Annotated in this window: 22 protein-coding genes and 1 pseudogene; 17 read left to right on the top strand and 6 right to left on the bottom strand. The window is 57.1% G+C overall.

The window, feature by feature from the left end; all coding sequences use genetic code 11:
- Window positions 1-59 precede the first annotated feature (59 nt).
- The 3 genes and pseudogenes from ACGYLX_RS18745 to ACGYLX_RS18735 form a co-directional block, all read left to right on the top strand.
- Window positions 60-1,394 carry a hypothetical protein gene (locus tag ACGYLX_RS18745; protein ID WP_394451220.1) on the top strand — a complete coding sequence of 445 codons (1,335 nt, stop codon included), beginning with the start codon at window positions 60-62 and terminating at the stop codon, window positions 1,392-1,394.
- Window positions 1,387-3,090, top strand: a complete 1,704-nt coding sequence (locus ACGYLX_RS18740) for a hypothetical protein (protein WP_394451219.1) — start codon at window positions 1,387-1,389, stop codon at window positions 3,088-3,090. The genes ACGYLX_RS18745 and ACGYLX_RS18740 overlap by 8 nt, the downstream gene beginning before the upstream one ends.
- A 117-nt stretch (window positions 3,091-3,207) precedes the next feature.
- A pseudogene (locus ACGYLX_RS18735) lies at window positions 3,208-3,270 on the top strand (hypothetical protein); the annotation flags it as partial.
- Here the strand turns inward: ACGYLX_RS18735 and ACGYLX_RS18730 are convergent.
- Window positions 3,271-3,690 carry a hypothetical protein gene (locus tag ACGYLX_RS18730; protein ID WP_394444575.1) on the bottom strand — a complete coding sequence of 140 codons (420 nt, stop codon included), beginning with the start codon at window positions 3,688-3,690 and terminating at the stop codon, window positions 3,271-3,273. It abuts the pseudogene before it with no gap.
- A gap of 685 nt (window positions 3,691-4,375) precedes the next feature.
- Between ACGYLX_RS18730 and ACGYLX_RS18725 the strand changes: the two genes are divergently transcribed.
- The 6 genes from ACGYLX_RS18725 to ACGYLX_RS18700 all read left to right on the top strand — a co-directional run bounded on the left by ACGYLX_RS18725 (window position 4,376) and on the right by ACGYLX_RS18700 (window position 9,078).
- A complete protein-coding gene (locus ACGYLX_RS18725) occupies window positions 4,376-4,813 on the top strand; it encodes a hypothetical protein (protein WP_394451217.1) in 438 nt (145 codons plus the stop codon).
- Window positions 4,814-4,892: 79 nt separating this feature from the next.
- Window positions 4,893-5,279, top strand: a complete 387-nt coding sequence (locus ACGYLX_RS18720) for a hypothetical protein (RefSeq protein WP_394451215.1) — start codon at window positions 4,893-4,895, stop codon at window positions 5,277-5,279.
- Between the two features lies 1 nt (window position 5,280).
- A complete protein-coding gene (locus tag ACGYLX_RS18715) occupies window positions 5,281-5,745 on the top strand; it encodes a DUF6915 family protein (RefSeq protein WP_394444565.1) in 465 nt (154 codons plus the stop codon).
- Between the two features lie 563 nt (window positions 5,746-6,308).
- Window positions 6,309-6,434 carry a hypothetical protein gene (locus ACGYLX_RS18710; protein ID WP_394444567.1) on the top strand — a complete coding sequence of 42 codons (126 nt, stop codon included), beginning with the start codon at window positions 6,309-6,311 and terminating at the stop codon, window positions 6,432-6,434.
- Window positions 6,435-6,802: 368 nt separating this feature from the next.
- Entirely contained in the window at window positions 6,803-8,209 is a 1,407-nt protein-coding gene (locus ACGYLX_RS18705) for a sulfotransferase family 2 domain-containing protein (RefSeq protein WP_394451213.1), read from the top strand.
- 32 nt (window positions 8,210-8,241) lie between these two features.
- Window positions 8,242-9,078, top strand: a complete 837-nt coding sequence (locus ACGYLX_RS18700; RefSeq protein ID WP_394451211.1) for a sulfotransferase family protein — start codon at window positions 8,242-8,244, stop codon at window positions 9,076-9,078.
- A gap of 47 nt (window positions 9,079-9,125) precedes the next feature.
- Here ACGYLX_RS18700 and ACGYLX_RS18695 read toward each other — a convergent pair whose 3' ends face one another.
- From ACGYLX_RS18695 to ACGYLX_RS18680, 4 genes are all read right to left on the bottom strand, one after another.
- On the bottom strand, window positions 9,126-9,749 hold the full coding sequence (locus tag ACGYLX_RS18695) for a hypothetical protein (protein ID WP_394451209.1): 624 nt from the start codon (window positions 9,747-9,749) through the stop codon (window positions 9,126-9,128).
- A gap of 148 nt (window positions 9,750-9,897) precedes the next feature.
- On the bottom strand, window positions 9,898-10,221 hold the full coding sequence (locus ACGYLX_RS18690; protein ID WP_322346420.1) for a hypothetical protein: 324 nt from the start codon (window positions 10,219-10,221) through the stop codon (window positions 9,898-9,900).
- Window positions 10,222-10,432: 211 nt separating this feature from the next.
- Window positions 10,433-11,086 carry a 5-formyltetrahydrofolate cyclo-ligase gene (locus ACGYLX_RS18685; RefSeq protein ID WP_394451207.1) on the bottom strand — a complete coding sequence of 218 codons (654 nt, stop codon included), beginning with the start codon at window positions 11,084-11,086 and terminating at the stop codon, window positions 10,433-10,435.
- 142 nt (window positions 11,087-11,228) lie between these two features.
- Window positions 11,229-11,876 carry a hypothetical protein gene (locus ACGYLX_RS18680; RefSeq protein WP_394451206.1) on the bottom strand — a complete coding sequence of 216 codons (648 nt, stop codon included), beginning with the start codon at window positions 11,874-11,876 and terminating at the stop codon, window positions 11,229-11,231.
- 118 nt (window positions 11,877-11,994) lie between these two features.
- Here ACGYLX_RS18680 and ACGYLX_RS18675 point away from each other — a divergent pair, with 118 nt between their 5' ends.
- The 8 genes from ACGYLX_RS18675 to ACGYLX_RS18640 are packed head-to-tail and all read left to right on the top strand — an operon-like array spanning window position 11,995 to window position 20,215.
- Window positions 11,995-12,168, top strand: a complete 174-nt coding sequence (locus ACGYLX_RS18675) for a hypothetical protein (protein ID WP_394451204.1) — start codon at window positions 11,995-11,997, stop codon at window positions 12,166-12,168.
- Between the two features lie 38 nt (window positions 12,169-12,206).
- Complete coding sequence (locus ACGYLX_RS18670) at window positions 12,207-13,433, top strand: transporter substrate-binding protein (protein ID WP_394451202.1); 1,227 nt, start codon at window positions 12,207-12,209, stop codon at window positions 13,431-13,433.
- Window positions 13,433-14,032: an ANTAR domain-containing response regulator gene (locus ACGYLX_RS18665; RefSeq protein ID WP_394451200.1), complete on the top strand. Its 600-nt coding sequence runs from the start codon at window positions 13,433-13,435 to the stop codon at window positions 14,030-14,032. The genes ACGYLX_RS18670 and ACGYLX_RS18665 overlap by 1 nt, the downstream gene beginning before the upstream one ends.
- Entirely contained in the window at window positions 14,019-14,909 is an 891-nt protein-coding gene (locus ACGYLX_RS18660) for an ABC transporter permease (protein ID WP_394451198.1), read from the top strand. Before ACGYLX_RS18665 ends, ACGYLX_RS18660 begins: the two co-directional genes overlap by 14 nt.
- Window positions 14,906-15,826 carry an ABC transporter permease gene (locus ACGYLX_RS18655; RefSeq protein WP_276154618.1) on the top strand — a complete coding sequence of 307 codons (921 nt, stop codon included), beginning with the start codon at window positions 14,906-14,908 and terminating at the stop codon, window positions 15,824-15,826. The genes ACGYLX_RS18660 and ACGYLX_RS18655 overlap by 4 nt, the downstream gene beginning before the upstream one ends.
- Before the next feature lie 39 nt (window positions 15,827-15,865).
- Window positions 15,866-17,506, top strand: coding sequence for an ABC transporter substrate-binding protein (locus tag ACGYLX_RS18650; RefSeq protein WP_394403894.1), 1,641 nt, complete (start codon window positions 15,866-15,868; stop codon window positions 17,504-17,506).
- Window positions 17,496-18,443 (top strand): acetamidase/formamidase family protein, encoded by a 948-nt coding sequence (locus tag ACGYLX_RS18645; protein WP_322329918.1) that lies wholly within the window; start codon window positions 17,496-17,498, stop codon window positions 18,441-18,443. Before ACGYLX_RS18650 ends, ACGYLX_RS18645 begins: the two co-directional genes overlap by 11 nt.
- A gap of 8 nt (window positions 18,444-18,451) precedes the next feature.
- On the top strand, window positions 18,452-20,215 hold the full coding sequence (locus tag ACGYLX_RS18640) for an ABC transporter ATP-binding protein (RefSeq protein WP_394451196.1): 1,764 nt from the start codon (window positions 18,452-18,454) through the stop codon (window positions 20,213-20,215).
- Between the two features lie 130 nt (window positions 20,216-20,345).
- Here the strand turns inward: ACGYLX_RS18640 and ACGYLX_RS18635 are convergent.
- On the bottom strand, window positions 20,346-20,569 hold a 224-nt coding region (locus tag ACGYLX_RS18635; protein WP_394451194.1), incomplete at its 5' end, for a transposase.

Genomic DNA, 20,569 nt, shown 5'->3' with positions numbered 1-20,569 from the left:
GCGCAAACTCGATGGACAGAACCGTCTGCCCGAGATCATCCAAGGGGTTGAGTTCCGCGATGGGATCCGCCAGCTTCAAACTGCCGCCTGATCAGGCATCACCAACTTTTGCCCATATCTCAGAGTCCCATGCGCGGTCTCTCAAGCGTCTCGATGAGCTGCGCGCCTTTCCTGAACTTCTGCCTCATTTGCCAGCGGAGCCCATTAACTTCGTGCCTGAGCGCCGGGCGCCGGCGTACAAAGAGATCCCGCAAGACTGGGAAGTACAGTTCATCTCCTGGATCGAGAGTGTCACGAATAATTCCTGGGATCCGGTCGCAAAGGAGTTCACCGATCGGCATGAGCCGCATGCGCATGTGATGAAGTCTGCTCTTCGCACAGCTTTACGGGCGGGATTGGATATCGGCATGGTTAGCCGTGAAGAAGGCGATCTCAAAGCCATCTTGGCCTGTGATGAAACGCTCTATGCCATCGCTGGTGAGCTGTTTCGCCGCCAGCATGAACCGAAGTCAAAGGGGCACCTCGAGCCGCGCAGCGCCCGCAAATATCTCAAAGTCCTCAACCAGCTGCGCGCGCATCTCGGCCTGGACTGCAGCGGTATGATCCAGGTTCTTGCGAACAACAAGACAGCGCGCGCAGGCCGTAGGGCCGAAAAATCCATGACCAGGACCAATCGCAAATTTTGCGAACGGCTGGTGGAAAAGAAGCACCTGCGGCGCCGTTTCCTCACGTCCTTTTTGGCGCTGCGCGCTGCCGCCGAAAAGATTCTGGCGCAGGCTAAGGCCGAGGGTCGCAAACTCACAGCGCTTGAGATCTCCCAAGTCCGCATGCTCGGGGTTTGTGCATGTTTTGCAGCTATTGAAATCGGAGGGGCCCCGTTGCGGCGCCGCAATGTCATGGCGCTGACATGCGTCGGTGAAGACGCGCAGTTCCGCATCCCCAAGAAGGGTAAAAAGCCCTTCAAGGTATTCTTGCCTGCGGCGGTGACGAAGAACAATGCCGTGATCGAGTTCCCGATCGCGCGCAACAAATACGGCGCATATGACACGATTTGCTGGTATCTTGAGGTAATCCGCCCGCTTTTTGCGCATGCAGACACAAGCCCCTTTCTTTTTCCTGCGGTACGCAAGCCGGGGCGCTCTCTCAACGCGGACTTCTTTGCCGCGCACTTCTCGCAAGTCATGCGTGCGGTTGTTGGCTTGCCGATGACCCCGCACCAAATGCGCCATGGTCAAACGTCGCTTTTGCTCGATCGCTATCCGAACGAGATCGAAGTGATTGCCAAGCGTATCGACGATACCGCGGCCACTTTGCGCCAGTTCTACGGCTGGCTTAACGCGCTCAAGCTCGTTGAGCGGGGTCAGGACATGATGATCGGATTGATGGATGACTAAGACTTACGATACCCGCAGCCGTGCAGAGATTCTATCTGCGGCGCATTTTGGTCCCTACCGCGCAGCCCCCAGGCTTGATGAGATTGGCTTACGTGAGCTGCGCACCTTGGATAAGTTCTTTAGGTTTGCGCAAGCACGCGCGATTGCTGTGCCGACGGTTTCGGATTTCCTTGCGTTTGCAGAAGGGGATGCTTCACCGCGGCAATTGGAGAACCTGCGTACCGCGTTTGACCGGTTGGTGCCGGCGGGGACCCCGGTTTGTTGCACGATACGTGACGCGATCCGTGAAAAGAAAGGCACCGGCCGTAGCTGTGACCGTCGAGACAGGCAGGCGCTTGCGGCTGACCCTTTGATGGCGCCTTACTGCAACCTGAAGGGGTTCGAGGAAGTAGCGCTTGAGGACCTGCGCGTTTTTGCACGGTTTCTCGCGTTCACAGCCGCGCGTGGGATCACGGTGCCAACTGTCGATGACTACCTCGCTTTTGGGGCAGACGTGGCGTCGAGCCGCCGCTTGCGCTCTCTCAAAGCCGCCATCGATGCTTTGATGCCGGGTAGTCCTGCCGCACATGTGATCCTATCTGAGGCGATCGCCCGCAAAGAGCCCCCGAAACCTGCCAAAGCGGGGTCCGTGCTGCGCCCCGCAGCGCAGCGGCGTGTCGCTCTTGATGCGCTGCCGCCCGCTTGGCGTGCCAAATTGTCGGCTTGGCGCACGGGGTTTGTGGCGCTGCATGAAGCAGTGCCGGCCCCCTCCGTGATCGACAACACCGAAGATATCTTGCGTGAATATGCAAAAGTGCAGATCGATGCAGGTGCTCCAGTCGCTATTACCATTGAAGGGGTTCGGCGGATGGAGGCATCGCGCACGGCGCATGCCAAGGCGCGTCAGGCCCCCGCCTATACATCTCAAGGGGATCGGCCCGCTACACGACATACCGCTGTCATGCGGCTGCGCCAGTTTGGAGACGCCCTTGGGATTGATAGGCTGACGCTGGAGGCGATCCGGGCACATGAGAACGCGCTACGAGCTGACTTGCAGTCTGTCGTGCCACTGAAGTTCGGTCGCTATGAACAGCTGCTTGATTTGAAGGAAACCTGGCAGCTGGCCCATGCACTTCTTGAGCAGAGCGCTGAGGTCAAGCGGCGGCCTACCAAGATACGACTGCTTAACGAGGCGTTCTGTATCGCCTTTTGGACGCTGATCCCGCTGCGATTGGGTGACGGCCAGCTCATTTGGGGAAAGGATATATGGTATGATGGGGACTGCTACCGCATCGATATCACGACAACGAAAGAAGATGAGCCGCTACGCGGCAGACTACATAAACGATTGGAGCCCTTTGTGGATGCTGTGCTTTTGCGCGGAATGAATGTGGATCATCTGGCCCATCTCCACCCGCTTTCCCAGACGGAACAAGTTCCGGTACTGCGCGACGTATCTGGCAAAGGACTTGCCGACGGCTATCCTTCCAGCGCTTGGCGCAGGCATATGGGGACCGGGGCGCATATTGCGCGTACTCGGATACATACAGAGCTTGGACAATTGGGGCCGGAAGGGGTGGAAATGGCGCTGGCTCTTACGGCTCAGCGCGATGCGCGATCGCAATTCGCCTACCAAGCGGCGCAATTTGAACGGGCGCAGCGGGCCAAGGGTCAAAGCATGATTGACGGGCTGCTGGCGGAGGTGTTCGACGCATAAAGTCCGGCAACGCTTCGTAGGCGGAGGTCGTCGCCCTTATTCTCCGCGTTTGCTGCGGTGTTTGTGATTGTCCTGCGGAGTTTGCGTCGTATAATCTCCGCAAAGAATGCGTAAAATATGACTTACATCCACGAACTTCATGACTGGCCGCAGTTTATCTGGGATAAGGCCAAGCTGTCGTCACAACTTGTTGCGGTCCGTCACCGCCAAGGAGACGATCTGGGCGAGCGACAAGAAGAAAAGCCATGTCGCACTCTCTGAGGCGGCGATCAGAAAAATTGCAAAGGTCGCGCTTGGGGGCCTCAACATTGTGAGTGCCCCCTCCAGCCGTTTCGAGCCTCTTTTGCAGAGAGCTTTGACCGTGGCCTGCATGCCTTGCCACAGTTCGCATGAAAAGCTTTCCATTTTGAAAGTGTTAGAGACTGAGCTGCACATCTGACATGCGCCAGAACCGTTCATATCAAGGCGGTCACATATCACATACTTCTTGTGATCTGTGGATGGCTGGGTGTCACAGGCGCGGGACGCCCCCTTTTTTATGGGAGCCGGATCATGGTATTTCCTCGCCTTGCCATGTGTCCGCCATCCCTGAACGGTCATGGGGCACCTTTGCGCCAAATTGAGGCCAGCGCCGGGCCGTCCGGTCACCGGGCCGACCGCAGGATGGCGGTTCTCGCGCATACCACATGCACGCTGAAGGTTTTCTGACCCCGGCCCCTCCGTGAAGGTCATCGAGGGCCCAGAAACTAAGGCCCGGCGATCCGCCTTTGAGGGCGAGGTCGCAGCTCTGCGGTTCGTTCCTCTCTGGAGGGCGGGGGTGGAATGGGCTTTTCCAGGGTCGGCCACATGTCTCCTGTGCGCTCTTTGGCGCATACCTGTGAGTCCCCTTGTCTCTTCGAGGCGATGGACGGAAGGCAGCTCGGAATAGGCCGTTGCTACGATCCCACGAGGGGCTGCCCCTTCGATCCGTGCCTTCATGTTTCCCCTCCGCACCGCGGTAGCGGGGGATGAGATAGGCAATCTCGACCTTTTCAAGATCCCGTCGTTCCCCGGGGGAGGGCCTCTCCCTGAGCACTCGCGCGCCCATGGGCGCGCGCAGGCCCATAGGGGCGAGATTCAAGGCCAGAAAGACAAAAAATATTAAGTCTAAACAATGTCTTGTCTCCGAAAAGGACGGCGTTGGCACAGAAAGTTGCTCAAGGCGTTTCCGTCGCCATTTGGATGATCCGACTTTTTGATCAGGAAGGCTGCAGTGGCCTTCACTCGATTAGGAAAGGATACGTTCATGACGAACGATGATGCGGCACCTTTGGATGTAGTTGTTCTCGTGGCTCTGCTGGCGAAAAACCGTTTGCCCCCGGCCGGGATAGTTTGGCTGAAAGGTCGCCTACGCGGGGAGGAGACAATCGATTTTTCACTCGAGAAACACCGTGAGGGTTGGGTTTGGGGGCTGTCTTTCCGAGTGCCAGAAAAAGACCGGCACCTCTTTGGATCGAGGGTGGACCATCCGCGCCCAAAACCGTTGCCCACAAAGCGGCGCGCCTTTCTCGCTGGCGCAGCAGCGCTCTGTGACTTTTACACCTACTCTAAAGAGTTGCCGTTTATCGCAACGGATACTCAACTGATCGTCACAGGCATTGGCGACGGCGGGTGCTCGGGGAATTCCACCGTGAGATGGATGGGGCCTTGGGTCGACGGCGAGCCCGTTGCTGCCACCTCGTAAGCCCCCGCATGTGTGTGGGGGCTCTGCGCCCCCCCAAGCCATGCAATTTTGCCTCCATAGACCTTTCTGAAAGAACAAAATGACACAAGAGACCACTTACCTGAGCCGGATGCTGGCTGAAAGAGATGCAGCTGAAGAAAAGCTGGCCGCTACCCGTGCAGCGCTTGCCGCCGACCTGCGCCGCGCGGGTGTCACCGAGGCACTCGTATACTACGAAGGCTACAGCGATTCCGGTAACGTCGAAGGATACCGCCTCACGCCTTCGGATATCTCCCTTTGCGATGATCTGTATGACCGCCTGGAGAATTTCTGCTGGGATTTTGCCTATTCCTATAACCCCGGCTTCGAGATCGACTGCGGCGGTGGTGGCACATTGGAATGGGACCTGCAGCGGGACAAGATCAATCTAAGCTACTGTGACTACGGTTACGAAGAAGCTGAACCTGAACTCCATAAGGATCAATAATATGGCGCATCCTCTTCATCATGCATTGAGTTCAGCGCGCCGCTTTGGTGGTGAGGCGGCGGACTACCAAGCGGTTCACGATTGGTTTGATGCCTCAAAAGAGCATATGGCGTATTTTACGCATCGTGCCTTGCGCCATCACACCCAAGGGATCTTTGAAGCAGAGCGGATATTTGGCCGCTCGTTGACCAACAGCGCGGGCCGGGTCATCCCGGTTCGCTGGATCGGTGAGCAGCATGTAAAGGAAGATTGCCGCGGTAAAATCCCATCGCTCTATGACTGGCTGGGGCGCATCCAGCAGGAGAGCTGGATGGCAAATGGCCACATCGACGACGATCTGACGCATACCGGTAGCGATCCACTTGCAGATTGGATGCAGGCTGTCAGTTCCCAACAAACCATCCTCGGCTTTGAAGAGTGGCTTGAGAAAGCCCGCATGGAGCGCTTGGTTGCGGCCGCCGTGTGAAGACCTCCTTTTGTCGTCTTCGCCAAAATCTTGCTGATTATCTCAACGGATACCCATTTGTTCGCGCCGAGCTTTGTCGAGGGCGGGGTTTCTGAGGATTTCACCCTGAAATGTCTGGGCCACTGCCTCGATGGCGAGCCCGACACTTCTACGATTGGTAAAGGCGCAAGTCAGTTAAATAATACTGAAACACGCTTTAGATGGTCACTGCGTGGAACCGCTGTATCTTCTTACTGGGCCCGGTTCTGCCGCCGAATAGGCGGCTTAGAAACACCGGTGGCAGAGCTTGCTCATGCTGCCTTTACGCCGGGCCCAGCTTTCTCCGCCGCATAGGCGGCTGCAGATGGGGTTGCTACGATCAGATGATCGAGCCCCATCTTTTTACCAAAGCCCCCCGCGGAGGCCTCTGACAGTAAATGCTTATGGCTTGTTCCCTGTCAGGATACGGAGTTCAGTTCGGGGTGTTTTACTGTGAGAGAATGCCTTGGCGTGGTATTATTTCTACGCTGATAAGGCCTATCAGTTCGCTGCCAGTAGTAAGTCGATTTTGTCTGGCCGACGCAGTGCTGCTGCTGCGTCTCACCATCGGTGATTTCGACAATGTGATCGACGGTGCCGAGGAGGCCGCGTTCGAAGAGCGGATGCCAGACGAAACGCATCAGGTTTTTGGGGTCAATGCCGCAAGGTGAGCCCGTGCCCCTGCTGTGATACTGGAAGCCTCTCCGACCGGTTCCCACTGGTCAGGGGGCAAGGACGAGCGCCGTTCCACCTCCGCTTCGAGGGCGGCCCTTCCAGGCTAACGCTCCGCCTTTGCCAATTGTCCTGAAACGCCAGCACTTATGTCGATTGCTGCTCCCTTGGAGCTCCAGCAGACTACCGATTAGATGGGCATTGGCGATGTTGATCGGGCCCATGCGATGTTGGTTCGCCGGTAGGACCATTTATCGGCTGGGGCGAAGTTGTGTTTGCGGCTCTGGGTTTCTGTACACTGCGCGTTTTTTATTCGATGTTTGGATAAGCGGCCCATGTACCGGCTCCAAGGTTAAGCCAGGAAGAGATGACAAATTTCATAATCGACAAGCCGCGTATTGTTTTCATCCACCTGCCCAAAACCGGCGGCACATCGGTGCGCGACGCGCTTGGGAAGCTTGAAGGACGGTACTTTGGTCATGTGCCGGAGCGCTTCCGAGACCGATCTAGCCTGACGGTTGTTCGCGAGCCTAAAGCTCGATTTCTTTCTGCTTTCCGGATGTTCAAGTTCGGCAATCAGTTGGAGGGGGACTATTACGCCGAGCCGCGATGGCCTGATCTGTCCATCTCGCAAGCGCTCGACGTGTTGGAAGACCCGTGGGTTGGCCATGACCGTAGTCATCGGGACATCCCTTGGAACTTCAAACATCATATCATTCCCCAGACCCATCCGTTTAACTGTTTGTTTTATGCAGACACGGTTCTTCGGTTCGAAACCCTCGAAGAGGATTTTGGGGCGTTTTGTGCGAACTTCGGGATCGCAGCAGAACTGCCGCGACTTCGCGCGTCTCGGAGCGGGCAAAAACACGAGGAGCGGTGGCGGCCGGAGGAAGAAGAGCGCTTCATGCGCCTGTTTGCGGATGACTATCGCTTTTTGGGGTATGCGTCCGGTCGCCCTGAAGCCGCAAAAAAAAGATACAACTTCGAACCTTTGAGGCCTAAGGACAGGACGGTCTACGATCTTTGGCCCGCTTATTTCTCGGACGAAAAGATCTTTCTGAAAGATGCTGCGCAAGCGCTGCCTGATGAGAGCTCTGTGCTTGAGCCTTTCGCCGATGAGATTATCCCGGGCTCTCCAACGGGGGCTTGGGCGGGGCGGTCAAAAGATCTGTTAGCTCATTTTCAGAAGCTTCAGCCGGAGTTTTCTGGGGCCTCTCGTCTCGCGCACCTGCTGGCCTGTACGATCGTCGTGCTGCGCAGGGATCCGAGCTGCGAGAGTGCCCTTAGGCTCTTTTGGCGGATCTTGGATGAACAGTTTGAGGTGATCCGGTCAGAGCTTTCCCTACGCTGGTTGGTGTCGATCGCTGATACGGTCGCCGATTTGGGCCGAAGTTCCGGAGAACGTGCTGTTGGAATGAGTGCCAGTATCTACGCAAATACGGCGAAGCTGCATGAGAGCGAGCTTAAACTGTTCTACCCAAAGCGTCCGTGGCCCCCGCGCAGACGCTTTTCATCGGGAGGGGCATTGTTTGATGGCATGCTTACCTACTGGTTGGAGAAGGGGGATATGATCGACAATATGTTTGCGCGTTCGGCGAAGGTGGCAGCATCGGAGCCGACGGCCGGAAAGGTCCTGATGGAGGTGATTGAACGCCTAAAGCTTGGCCCAAGCGTCTACCGGCGGTTCAAGCGTATATCGGGGGTGAAGGCCGCGCCTCTGGTAGACGATAAAATCAAAGAGCGGCTACAGCGGATTATGAAGAATAATGTTTGAGCCGGTGGTGAGCCTGGCAGGCAGGACGTGATATGAACAAAGGTCGCAAACCCGATATCCTGTGTATCGGCGCGCAGAAGGCAGGCACATCTTGGTTACATGTCACTTTGGCAACCCGACGGGACATTTGGGTGCCGCCGTTCAAGGAACTGCATTTTTTTGACCATAAGTTCATTGCTGAATGCCGGCGGTGGGCGCCGTGGCATGTCAAACAGGGACTTCAGGGGGCGCGCGCGCGCCATCTTGCAAGCGCCTCACCCCCAGATGAGGCCTATCTGGCATATCTTGATCGTCTTCAGACCGCGCCCATTTTGAACGGCACGTGGTATAAGTACATTTTTTCCCGAGCGCCGGAGGATCAAAAATGCCTCGATGTCACGCCGGAGTACTCATGTATTCCGGATGAGGGCGTGGACTTTTTCAAGCGCTTTCTGCCGCAGAGTAAACTGATCTACCTCATCCGTAACCCCTTGGACCGGTTGAAGTCTCAACTGCGCATGAATGCGCACCGCGGAAAAAAACTGCCTGCATCGCCAAAAGAGTGGGAGGCGCTCTTAGACATGCCTGCGCTTCGTACGCGCGGAGATTATCTGAACAATGTGCCGCGGTGGAGCGCACGTTTTACAGACGATCAATTGCTGTACTTACCCTACGGACAAATCGGCAAAGAACCGTTGAGCCTTCTGCGCAAGATTGAGCATCATTGTGGCTTGGCTTCCTCTGAGTACCCTCAAGCTGCTGAAAGGGTCCATCAAACGGCACCGCTGCAGTTGCCTGACTATGTCATTGAGCGTTTGGAGGAGCTGGCCGCGCCCCAGGCGGCGTTTCTTCGAAGCCATTTTGGCGAAAGCTTCTATCAAGACAGCTAAAAAAGAGCATGGAACGTGGGCTGACGTGGCGCGGGGCGAACTTGGCCTCACCCGCTACGCAAAGTGACCTTCGACATGGCGTCAATCCTGATCAGGTCGAGCTCATACTGGGCATCCATGCGTGTCTGTAGCTCTTCGTCGATTTGAACAATTTTGCTGAGAAGCTTTGCGCTTTTAAGGTGATGACAGGCCTCTTGCGACACGGCTTTGCGAGTTTGAGGATCAATAAGCTCAACATCTATATCAAGCAGGGCTGCTAAAAACGGTAGCCTGACCTGATGGGGCTGCTCAAAATTCCAGACTGTTAGGGTGGCTCTGGGGCAGGCAGTCGTGATGCGAGACACCAAGTCGGCCCAAGAATGAACTGGCACGGCGCGGTCAGAAGGACCGGGGGAGATGTCATCATCCGCCAGCAGATATGTCCAGCATTCTGCTTGAGGGGCGATTGCTAAATGCAGATGCAGCTGGCGGTCGGAAAAAGCATTGTCGAGGTTTTGAGCTCTACGCTTGGCTTTAGGGAACATTGTCTTTTTGGTCAGCATATCGCTTACCGGTCCGAGAAGGGCGTGTTCGCTGATGACGATGTGCTTAAAGGCATCGAGAGCTTTTTTGTTTCTTAGAACAGGCTCAACAGCCCCCTGTAGAAGGCCCAGCTTGTCTGAGGCGGTCATGGTCGCTCTAAAGTGCTCAACGTACTCGTGGCGCGTGATGGCTTTGGTCGACGTACTTAGTAAAACCTTCCCCAAGTGGTTTGATATGCATTCTATAAAGCCAGTCGCGATACGGTTTGCCCCAAAGTGGACAGTCGCCGTTCTTTGCTCAGGCATCATCCAGCTCCGGAAACCCGTGCTGAGAAATTGTCTCATGGCCTTGGGCGATGCCTTTAGCGGCCTGCGCCAGCTCACCAGCCTGGTGCAAAAGAATTTTGTACTTTAGCTCGAGCGCCGCGAGGCTTGGCTCTAACCGCGTGAGCTCTGCATCTGTGAGACGGTTTGCGGCTTCATCAGAAGATAGAATTTCTTCGAGAAGCTCTGCGACTTCTGCCAACCGGGCTTGGATCAGCGCGCGACCTTTTGTGTCAAAGCCGCTGACTTTGAGAGAAAGGGCCTCTTCCTCGGCGTCAATCGTTAGCTTGAAGCTCATGGCCTATTCCCCGTAAATCCACTGTATCATTGAATATTTCTTAGCATGAGTTGGCCGGCCTCTACCATGGAATTTGTTATCTGCCCCGGGATGGTTTGGGCATTCGGTTGAATGGAAGGCCCCGCATGGGTTCAGGATTGCAATATGGCCGGCGATGCTACCAAGCTACCCAGGATCACGGTGAAGGTGGCGGCTTTTGAACTCTGCGAAGTTATGGTCGATCAAACGCCGTTCCATCAGAAAGGACGACACTGTCCATTGGGATATCCCATGGCATTGGAAAAATTGTTGGCATGAGGCAATGGGAAAATCCGACGCCGATAACCTTTGGTAGAGGATTAAGTTGCGCCAGGGTTCGGTCGTAATATCCCCCGCCATTGCCAAGTCGAAAACAGGTTTGATCCACCCCCAACAAGGGCGAGATCACGAGGTCCGGCACCGCTTCCGCGCCGTTTGCGGGTACCGGAATGTTCCAGACACCGCGGCGCATTGCGCAGCCTGGCTGCCAGCTGCGAAAGCTCAAGGGGGCGTGTTGTTCTGTAACGATCGGCAATAGGATAGCGGCACCGGCGGTGTGCGCCTTTGCCATCCAAGCGCGCAGGTCCGGCTCTGCGCGAATTGGCCAGTAGACAGCGATCCGCATGCCTTGCTGCGGAGAGACCCGTGTCTCTAGCATAGCGGTTAACTTTGCGGACGCCGCGGCATGTTCCGCTACGGATAGTTTCTGCCGCGCCTTCATCAAACGGGCGCGTTCTGCTGTCCGAAACCTTGCCACATCCCGCAGTGTTTCAGGGTCGACAGGGTGCCCGTCGACCAAAAGATGAGCCAGGCAGGGCTCGGCGCCGCCGATGTCGTCATCTTCCATTATTCAGCCCTTCTGTAACACAGCCTGCGCCGCGCAAAGACCCCAATCAAGTGGCATTGCGCGGCGCAGACTGTAGGGGCATGCGGCCCCGAAGGCGAAGGCACCCCGCGAGGTCGTGAGGCTGCCTATAGGTGAATAGCCCTTATGAGGGGCCAATCACTTCGATCACTCTGCATTTTTGGCCGTCTAAAGCTGAGATCGCGTTCCTCACGGAAATCTCAGATTTTTTTCTGTTCCAAGCTTCCGCTTTTTCGCAGTTTCGACGCGCTTTAAGCTTTGCGACATCAGCGGATTTGGCATTAGTGTCGTAGCCTAAGGCGCGGCTGCCGATCGCAAAGGCGGCATATCTGCCTGATTTTTGGCGCTTCACCTCTGGGAGGAACTCACTTTTGTAGTCCTCTTCTTTGTACTTATTAAATCCAAAGGCATTCCTTGTGCCGGGGGGCACAGTTGCCGGCAAGACGGCAGCCACCAGCCTGCAGGGCCGGCCTCTTGCGTTACCTTCACAAATTTTGACGGCGGCTTGCTCTGCGAGATCTTGCGAGAAGAAGCCGGTCGTATATCCCCAGGCTCCGTTTTCCGTGTTCACCGCAAACCCGCCGAAATACTCGATGTCTCTGCTGAATTTCTTCAGCTTGCTCTGTTGTGTCTCCGTCAGAGCGAGATCTTGATACCTTACGATTTGCTTGCCGGCCCCTAGGAAATTGATTTCGGGGCTCTGTGCGTGGGCGCCGGTGGCCAGCATGGTGGCCAGGCAGGAGGCGAGCGTCAAAAATCTGAACGGCTTCATAAATCTTAATGTCTTTCTTTAGTGGTATATGACGTCTTGAGTGGCATCTCGTCGCTGGGGATTCAACTATAAAGGGAGGCGCTCAGGCGTGACCCTGCAGTGCGCAAGGGGTTTGGTGATGTTTGTCGAAGTCCCTGCTGTTTACCACGACCCGCTGACATTCGTTTTAAGGCTGTTTTGCTTAGGGCGACTGAGAGATGCCTTGCGCGGCTTGCAAGATTTGGAAGCGGGCAATCTGCAAGGAGGGATTGGCTCTTTAGGCGTCTTGTCGAAGGCAAAGCCCATCCTTTGAGCCTATAGGGTAACAATCGACCCAAAACGGGCATGGGGGTGGAACTTAGTTTCAAAATTCCATTTTTTTCTCGACATATCGCACTCTTCAAGATAGCAAGTCGACAAAGCGGATACATCCGCATGGCATTCGGGCCTCATGTCGCACTTCTCAGTGCGCGTGGGGCTTTTTTTGTTTTTGGGGTAAAAGTGAAGCGAAGCGTTGATCTTGGCGTGCTCTATTCAAGTTCGGGCACCTATGCGGCTATATCGCAGGCGGTTCTGCGCGGGACGCTCGCTGGGGTTGAGGAGATCAACGCCGATCCCTCCAATCCCATCCGTTTCCAGCCTATTGTTCGAGACCCAAAGGGTCAGTTGGAGCGCTATGCACCGCTTTGTGCTGAGATTCTGGAAAGTTCGAAAGCGCGTCACATTTTTGGCTGTGTGACCTCATCTTCGCGCAAAGAGGTAATCCCCACGCTCGACCGGACCAATGCGATGCTTTGGTACAATCTTCCCTTCGAGGGATTCGAAACGTCAAACAGGGTGATCTACAATCATGCCTGCGCGAACCAGCATCTGTTGCCTTTGCTGAGCTGGTGTTTCGGCAACTTCGGCACCATGCCGTATCTGATCGGCTCGAACTATATCTGGGGCTGGGAAACCTGCCGTGTGGCGCGGATGAGAGTTGAACACGCCGGCGGGCAGGTTCTGGGCGAACGCTATCTGCCCTTGGGCGAGGAAGACGTCGCGACGTTGATCGCTGAGATCGAAAGCCTGCGGCCCCGGTTCATCCTGAACTCATTGGTGGGTGCCAGCTCCTATGCCTTTTTGCGCGCCTATGCCGACCTAGGTCGGCGCGATCCGCATTTCCGTGCAGAGCAATGCCCGGTGGTGTCGTGCAACTTGACAGAGGCAGAGCTCCCGCTCTTGGGGGATGCGGCTGAAGGGCTGGTGTCAGTGGGGCCGCACTTTTGTGCCTCTCAAAGCAAGGGGGGACGGGATTCCTCATTTGAGAATATCTCGCGCCAATCTGTGCATACCTTGGCGGCGATGCTCGTGGCCCAAGGCGAACAACCCTTTGAAAGCTTTATCGCCGAACAGGGCGATCTTTTTGGAATAGATCCCGCAACCCATCACAGCACGCTTGAGGTTGATGTGGCACAGGTGCGCGATGGGGTTTTCAAAGTGTTGCACCATTGGTCGGACGTGGCGCCTGATCCCTATCTGACCCGGCCCGTGCGCCACCCGCGTATTGACCGGCCTCGCCTGAGCGTCGTGTCCTGATGGCGGGTCTTCTTGGTATCCCCAATCTCTATCAGGCCTGCGCCTTAGTCGTGCATCCCGTGCCCGATCATGCTGCGGCTCTAATGCGCCAACTTAGGGCGATCGGTCTGAGGGTTATCCATGCCTGGCCAGACCTTCCAGCTTGGGCCATTACGGCGGATTTTGTCTTTTACGATACAGACATGGGCTATGACGCGCAGTTTCCTTGGGAGCCGGGCCAAGCCCCGATGCCAATGATCGCCCTCGTCGGGTCCGAAGCGCCCGGGCGGATTGAATGGGCCGCGCGCATGGGCGCAGATGCATTGCTGCTCAAACCGGTGGGATCAAGTGGTGCCTTCTCAGCGCTGCTGATGGCGCATCATTCGTTTGAACTGCGCCAAAGCTTGAATGCTGAGATCAAGCAACTGCGCCATCGCGTATCCGCGCGCCAAACCGTGGTGCAGGCGGTGGCATTGCTGTCAGCGCATGGCAAATCCCAAGACGCCGCTTATGACCAGCTGCGACAAATGGCGATGGCTTGGCGCATCAATGTTGAGGATGCTGCGTTGCGCATCGTCGAAAATGCTAAAGACGAAGGAAATTTGCGTGACTGCAATTGAACCTGCCACCCTGCGCAGTGCTGCGCCCTCGGTATGGACCCGTCTGCGCCGCCGTAAACTGGCGCTCGTTGGCCTTGCGTTGATTGCGCTGACGTTTTTTGGGGCGATCTTTGCGCCATGGCTCACACCCTATGAGCCCAATGACCAGATGTTCGACGGGCTGACGCTACAGGGGGCGCCGATGCCGCCGGGAGCACAGTTTCCGCTGGGGACGGACCTGTTGGGACGCGATCTGTTGACCCGCATTCTATACGGGGCGCGCACATCTCTGATTATCGGGCTGGTGGCGAATGGGGTGGCCCTGGTGATCGGGACCCTGATCGGCATCACAGCAGGTTATTTCCGCGGCTTCATTGGGAGTGCGCTGATGCGGCTTACGGACCTGATGATGGCCTTTCCGGCGCTGTTGCTGGCGATCTGCCTTGCGGCGATCTTCCAGCCGTCGTTGTGGATCGTGGCGTTGGTGATTGCCACGGTGAACTGGGTGCAGACCGCGCGGGTAATTTATACCGAGACGTCATCCTTGTCGCAGCGTGAGTTCATTGCCGCGGAAAAGACTTTGGGCGCGGGGCATCTGCGCATTTTGTTTCGCCATATTCTGCCGCATCTGGTGCCGATGATCATTGTCTGGGGCACGCTTGGCATCTCCACCACTGTGCTGTTGGAGGCGACGCTTAGCTATCTCGGGGTCGGTGTGCAGCCGCCCACACCGAGCTGGGGCAACATCATTTTTGAGAACCAGACCTATTTCCAGGCCGCGCCTTGGCTCGTGTTCTTTCCAGGTTTGGCCATCGTGATTTTGGCGCTGGCCTTCAACCTTGTGGGTGATGCGCTCCGCGATGTGCTCGACCCCACACAAAGAGGGCAGGACCAATGATTAATTTCCTCGGCCGCCGTTTGCTGCAATCCGCCATGATCCTGCTGGGAGTATCTTTCATCACCTTCGCGTTGCTCTACCTGCTGCCTTCCGACCCGGTGCGCCAGATCGCCGGGCGGTCAGCGACCGCACAGACTGTCGCGAACATCCGTGAGCAATTAGGCCTCGATCAGCCCTTCATCGTGCAATACTGGCGCTACCTGATGGACCTTCTACAGTTCGATCTTGGCCGGTCTTACCTGCAGAAAACCGAAGTGAGCGCGCTGATTGCAGCGCGTTTGCCTGCAACGCTTTTGTTGATGGTCGGCGCGATTTCAGCGGAATTGGTGCTGGGCTTAGGCATGGGCATTATCGCAGCCCTGCGCCGCGGTACCACCACCGACAACACGTTGATGATTGCGTCCTTTATTGGCGTGAGCGCGCCGCAGTTCGTCGTAGGGCTTTTGCTGCTTTATGTTTTTGCGGTCCAGCTGGGTTGGTTCCCTATCGGCGGCTACGGCACTTTCGGGCATCTGGTGTTGCCCGCGCTGACCTTGGGTATCCTCGGCTCGGGTTGGTATAGTCGCATGATGCGGTCTTCGATGATCGACGTATTGCGCCAAGACTTCATCCGAACGGCCCATGCAAAAGGTCTGTCGCGGGCGCGGGTGCTGCTGCGCCATGCGCTGCCCAATGCGATCTTGCCCGTCATTGCGATGATCGGCATCGATATCGGCATCTTTATGGGCGGCATCGTGATCGTTGAATCTGTCTTTGGTTGGCCCGGCATCGGTCAGCTTGCATGGCAAGCGATCCAGCGTGTCGACATTCCAATCATCATGGGCGTCACGCTGGTTTCGGCCTGCGCCATCGTGCTTGGCAATCTCGTGGCCGACATTGCCACGCTATTTGCCGACCCGCGGATCAAGGTCCGCTAAATCTCAAATCAAAAAACGATCCAACAAGGAGAGACGAAAATGAAGAAGTTCCTGACCTCTACGGCGCTGGTCGCAGCGCTTGCCTTGCCCGCCACAGCCTTTGCGGACGGCCATTCCGACATGGACCCGAACGCCAAGTCGGGCGGCAATATCACCATTACCTACAAGGATGATGTGGCCACGCTCGACCCGGCCATTGGCTATGACTGGCAGAACTGGTCGATGATCAAATCGCTTTACGACGGGTTGATGGATTATGCCCCCGGCACCACCGACCTGCGCCCTGGTCTGGCGGAAAGCTACGAGATTTCCGAAGACGGTAAGGTCTTTACCTTCAAGCTGCGCGAGGGCGTGAAATTCCACAATGGTCGGGAGATGACCGCTGAGGATGTCAAATATTCGCTCGACCGCGTCACCAACCCCAAGACCCAAAGCCCTGGTGCGGGTTTCTTTGCCTCTATCGCAGGCTTTGATGCGATTTCCAACGGTGAGACGGAGACCCTTGAGGGCGTCAAAGTCATCGATCCGCTGACTGTAGAGATTACCCTGTCGCGCCCCGATGCGACCTTCCTGCATGTCATGGGCCTGAACTTTGCCGCGGTGGTGGCGAAAGAAGCGGTCGAAGAAGCGGGCGCTGATTTCGGCAAGACCGCGATGGGCACCGGCGCGTTTAAGCTGGGGGAGTGGACCATTGGCCAACGCCTCGTATTTGAAAAAAACGAAGATTACTGGCGCGAGGGGCTGCCCTATCTCGACAGCGTGACCTTTGAAGTGGGTCAAGAGCCGATCGTGGCGCTTCTGCGTCTTCAGAACGGCGAAGTGGACGTGCCCGGCGACGGTATCCCGCCAGCCAAATTCCAAGAGGTCATGAATGATCCAGAGCAGGCGGCTCGCGTGGTTGAAGGAGGCCAGCTGCATACCGGCTATATTACCCTCAACACAAAAATGCCGCCCTTTGACAACGCGGATGTGCGCCGCGCGGTGAACATGGCGATCAACAAAGAGCGGATCACGCAAGTGATTAACGGTCGCGCCGTGCCGGCGACCCAACCGCTGCCCCCTTCGATGCCCGGCTATACCGAAGGTTATGAAGGCTACGCCTATGACCCGGAAAAAGCCAAAGACATGTTGGCCGAGGCGGGCTTCGCCGATGGGTTCGAGACAGAGCTCTACGTGATGAACACGGACCCCAATCCGCGTATCGCACAGGCGATCCAGCAGGACCTGAGCAAGATCGGCATCGACGCCTCGATCCAATCTCTGGCGCAGGCAAGTGTCATTGCTGCGGGCGGTGAAGAAGACCAAGCGCCAATGATCTGGTCGGGCGGAATGGCATGGATTGCCGACTTCCCCGATGCATCGAACTTCTATGGCCCAATTCTGGGCTGTGCTGGTGCAGTTCAGGGCGGTTGGAACTGGTCGTGGTACTGCAACGAAGAGGTCGATGCGATGGCCACCGAGGCCGATAGCATGACCGACCCCGATGCCGCGGAGGCGCGGCTGCAAAAATGGTCCGACGTCTACATGAAGATCATGGAAGACGCGCCTTGGGTGCCGGTGTTCAACGAACAGCGCTACACCATGAAGTCCGAGCGGATGGGCGGCGCTGATGCGCTCTACGTCGATCCCGTCTCGATCCCCGTCAACTATGACTATGTGTATGTAAACGATGTGCAATAAATGTCCTGACTATACGATCCACGGACGCCATCATCATTTTGGCTGGGACAACGCGCTTGTCCCAGCCGAGACGGTGGCCCCTGGGTCCACGCTCGAATTCCACTGCCATGACAGCTCTGCCGGTCAATTGACCAAAGACAGCACGGTCAAAGACGTGGAGACGTTGGATTTTGGCAAGATCAATCCGGTTTCGGGTCCGATCTATGTCGAAGGCGCGGAGCCGGGCGATGCGCTGAAGATTACCATCGAGGGGTTCACCCCCTCGGGGTTTGGCTGGACCGCCAATATCCCGGGCTTTGGTCTCTTAGCCGATCAGTTCACTGACCCCGCGCTGACGATCTGGGACTATGACCCGGATACGCTGGCGCCGGCGCTTTTTGGCAAACATGGGCGCGTACCGCTCAAACCCTTCGCGGGCACCATTGGCTGTGCGCTGGCCGAAGACGGCTTGCACTCCATCGTGCCGCCGCGGCGTGTGGGCGGTAATCTCGATATTCGCGATCTGGCAGCAGGCACTACGCTCTATCTACCGGTTGAGGTGGCGGGCGCATTGTTCTCCATTGGCGATACCCATGCGGCACAGGGCGACGGCGAGGTCTGCGGCACCGCCATTGAGAGCCCAATGAACGCCACGGTGACACTTGATCTGGTCAAAGATGCACAACTTAAGATGCCGCGGTTCACGACACCGGGGCCGGTGACCAACCACCTTGATGCCAAAGGCTATGAGGTCACCACCGGGATCGGGCCCGATCTGATGACGGGGGCGCGGGATGCGGTAAGCCAAATGGTCGACCTGCTCTGCGCCACGCAAGGTTTGGCGCCGGAGGATGCCTATATGCTGGTTTCCACCTGTGGCGATCTGCGCATCTCGGAAATCGTGGACATGCCAAACTGGATTGTGTCCTTCTATTTCCCGCGCTGTGTCTTCGAATGATGGTGGCGATGCAAACTTCCCCCGCGGCGGAACCCGCGGGGGCCAAGCCGGTCCTCACGGTGGACGGCCTGTCGATCTCGGTCCGGACCGAGCAGGGCATGCTGCCACTTGTGCAGGATCTGTCCTTCACCTTGCATAAGGGCCGGACCTTGGCGATTGCGGGTGAAAGCGGATCGGGTAAATCACTGACCTCCCTTGCGATCATGGGTCTGCTGCCGCCTCCTGCTGTACGGGTCACAGGCGGTGCGATCAATTTCGATGGGCAAGACCTGACCAAGCTCGCTGAAGGCAAGCTGAAACAGCTGCGCGGCAATCGCATAGCGATGATCTTCCAAGAGCCAATGACCGCTCTCAACCCGGTCATGCGTATTGGTGCGCAGCTGATCGAGGCGATCCGCGCGCATGAAGACGTATCAAAGGCTGAGGCTCGCAAACGCGCACTTGAAGCCGTGCGCGCCGTGCGTCTAACCGAACCAGAGCGCCGCTTGCAGCAATATCCTCATGAGCTTTCGGGCGGTATGCGGCAGCGGGTCGTGATCGCCATGGCCATTGCCCTGCGCCCGGATATTTTGATTGCAGATGAACCGACGACCGCGCTCGATGTGACGGTCCAGCGCGAGGTGCTCGACCTTCTGCGTGATCTGGCGCGGGATATGAACACAGCGCTGATCTTGATTACCCACGATATGGGTGTGGTGGCCGAGATGGCCGATGATGTGTTGGTGATGCAGCGCGGTCGGATGGTGGAGCACGCATCCGTGCGCAAGCTCTTCTCAAACCCCGATCAGCCCTATACCCGTCAGTTGCTGGCAGCCGTTCCGCGTATGGGGCAGGGGCATGGGGCGCATCCCGATAAGGATGCTGAGCCTTTGGTTAGCTTGCGCGAGGCGCGGGTGGCCTATGATCTGCACGGTGGGCTATTGGGCCGCGTGGTGCAGCGGGTGCATGCGGTTGAAGCTGTGTCCTTTGATATCTATCCGGGCGAAACCTTTGCTCTTGTGGGCGAAAGCGGATGTGGAAAGTCGACCATCGCGCGGGCCTTGGCCGGTCTGGTGCCGCATAGTGGCGAGATCAGGTTTCAAGGTAAGCCACTGGGCAATGATGCCGCAACGCGCAAACAGATCAGCCGTGAGCTGCAAATGGTGTTCCAAGATCCGATGGCCGCTCTGAATGGCCGTATGACCGCGGGTGATTTGGTGCGCGAGCCGCTGGTGATTCATGGCGTGGGCACAGCAGCAAGCCGCCGCGAGAAGGCCGCCGCGCTGTTTGCACGTGTGGGCTTGGGCGAGGATGCGCTTGATCGCTATCCACATGAGTTCTCGGGAGGACAGCGTCAGCGTATCTGTATCGCGCGCGCGCTCGCACTGGATCCGAAACTGATTATCGCAGACGAAAGCGTCTCGGCGCTTGATGTTTCGGTTCAAGCTACAGTGCTGGACCTGCTGGCCGAGTTGAAACGCGAGATGGGCATGTCCTATCTCTTCATCAGCCATGACATGGCCGTGGTCGAGAATATCGCAGATCGAGTAGCGGTGATGTACCTGGGCCAGATCGTAGAGATGGGGACAGGTGCGCAGGTTTTCGGTGACCCGCGCCATTCCTATACGCAGCGATTGATCGAAGCTGTGCCTCATGCTGATCCTGACCGCGTGCTGCCTGCGCGGGTGCTCGCCGCAAGCGATCCGCCAAGTCCGGTTCGTGCCGTTGGGGATCCGCCTAATATTGTTACGTTGGATGATGTGGGCGGGGGCCACTTGGTGGCGCGTTCGTAGTGGAGGCAGAACTGCGATTGCTTGCTCCACCGATCGCTAATGGCGCTTGGCGCTCGCGCTCCAGGTAGTATCCCGGGATGTGGTGTAGGAACTGGCATCCACCTGCTTCTTCATAGCTGGTGTCGCTCGTTCACTGAGCGGCGATCATTGCCATCTCCTCATCATGGTTGCACACGGCGGCTAGCTTTTCTACCGGCATGTAGCGGCGAGAGACGGCCCACTCATCATTTTGTTCCAGCATGAGCGCCCCGACGAGCCGAATGACGGCCTCTCGATTGGGGAAGATGCCGACGACGTTGGTGCGCCGCTTGATCTCCTTGTTAACGCGCTCCAAGGGGTTGGTGCTGTGCAACT

It is taken from the genome of Sulfitobacter sp. 1A13496, assembly GCF_043557225.1.
GTDB classification, from domain to species: Bacteria; Pseudomonadota; Alphaproteobacteria; order Rhodobacterales; family Rhodobacteraceae; genus Sulfitobacter; species Sulfitobacter faviae.
The sequence above is the reverse complement of the archived record's forward strand: the minus strand, read 5'-3'. Positions and strand labels throughout refer to the sequence as shown.

Coding starts and splice junctions, on each gene's coding strand:
- ACGYLX_RS18745 (WP_394451220.1), top strand. CDS start 60: ATGGGATCCGCCAGCTTCAAACTGCCGCCTGATCAGGCATCACCAACT.
- ACGYLX_RS18740 (WP_394451219.1), top strand. CDS start 1,387: ATGACTAAGACTTACGATACCCGCAGCCGTGCAGAGATTCTATCTGCG.
- ACGYLX_RS18730 (WP_394444575.1), bottom strand. CDS start 3,690: ATGACCGTTCAGGGATGGCGGACACATGGCAAGGCGAGGAAATACCAT.
- ACGYLX_RS18725 (WP_394451217.1), top strand. CDS start 4,376: ATGACGAACGATGATGCGGCACCTTTGGATGTAGTTGTTCTCGTGGCT.
- ACGYLX_RS18720 (WP_394451215.1), top strand. CDS start 4,893: ATGACACAAGAGACCACTTACCTGAGCCGGATGCTGGCTGAAAGAGAT.
- ACGYLX_RS18715 (WP_394444565.1), top strand. CDS start 5,281: ATGGCGCATCCTCTTCATCATGCATTGAGTTCAGCGCGCCGCTTTGGT.
- ACGYLX_RS18705 (WP_394451213.1), top strand. CDS start 6,803: ATGACAAATTTCATAATCGACAAGCCGCGTATTGTTTTCATCCACCTG.
- ACGYLX_RS18700 (WP_394451211.1), top strand. CDS start 8,242: ATGAACAAAGGTCGCAAACCCGATATCCTGTGTATCGGCGCGCAGAAG.
- ACGYLX_RS18695 (WP_394451209.1), bottom strand. CDS start 9,749: ATGACCGCCTCAGACAAGCTGGGCCTTCTACAGGGGGCTGTTGAGCCT.
- ACGYLX_RS18690 (WP_322346420.1), bottom strand. CDS start 10,221: ATGAGCTTCAAGCTAACGATTGACGCCGAGGAAGAGGCCCTTTCTCTC.
- ACGYLX_RS18685 (WP_394451207.1), bottom strand. CDS start 11,086: ATGGAAGATGACGACATCGGCGGCGCCGAGCCCTGCCTGGCTCATCTT.
- ACGYLX_RS18680 (WP_394451206.1), bottom strand. CDS start 11,876: ATGAAGCCGTTCAGATTTTTGACGCTCGCCTCCTGCCTGGCCACCATG.
- ACGYLX_RS18675 (WP_394451204.1), top strand. CDS start 11,995: ATGTTTGTCGAAGTCCCTGCTGTTTACCACGACCCGCTGACATTCGTT.
- ACGYLX_RS18665 (WP_394451200.1), top strand. CDS start 13,433: ATGGCGGGTCTTCTTGGTATCCCCAATCTCTATCAGGCCTGCGCCTTA.
- ACGYLX_RS18655 (WP_276154618.1), top strand. CDS start 14,906: ATGATTAATTTCCTCGGCCGCCGTTTGCTGCAATCCGCCATGATCCTG.
- ACGYLX_RS18650 (WP_394403894.1), top strand. CDS start 15,866: ATGAAGAAGTTCCTGACCTCTACGGCGCTGGTCGCAGCGCTTGCCTTG.
- ACGYLX_RS18645 (WP_322329918.1), top strand. CDS start 17,496: ATGTGCAATAAATGTCCTGACTATACGATCCACGGACGCCATCATCAT.
- ACGYLX_RS18640 (WP_394451196.1), top strand. CDS start 18,452: ATGCAAACTTCCCCCGCGGCGGAACCCGCGGGGGCCAAGCCGGTCCTC.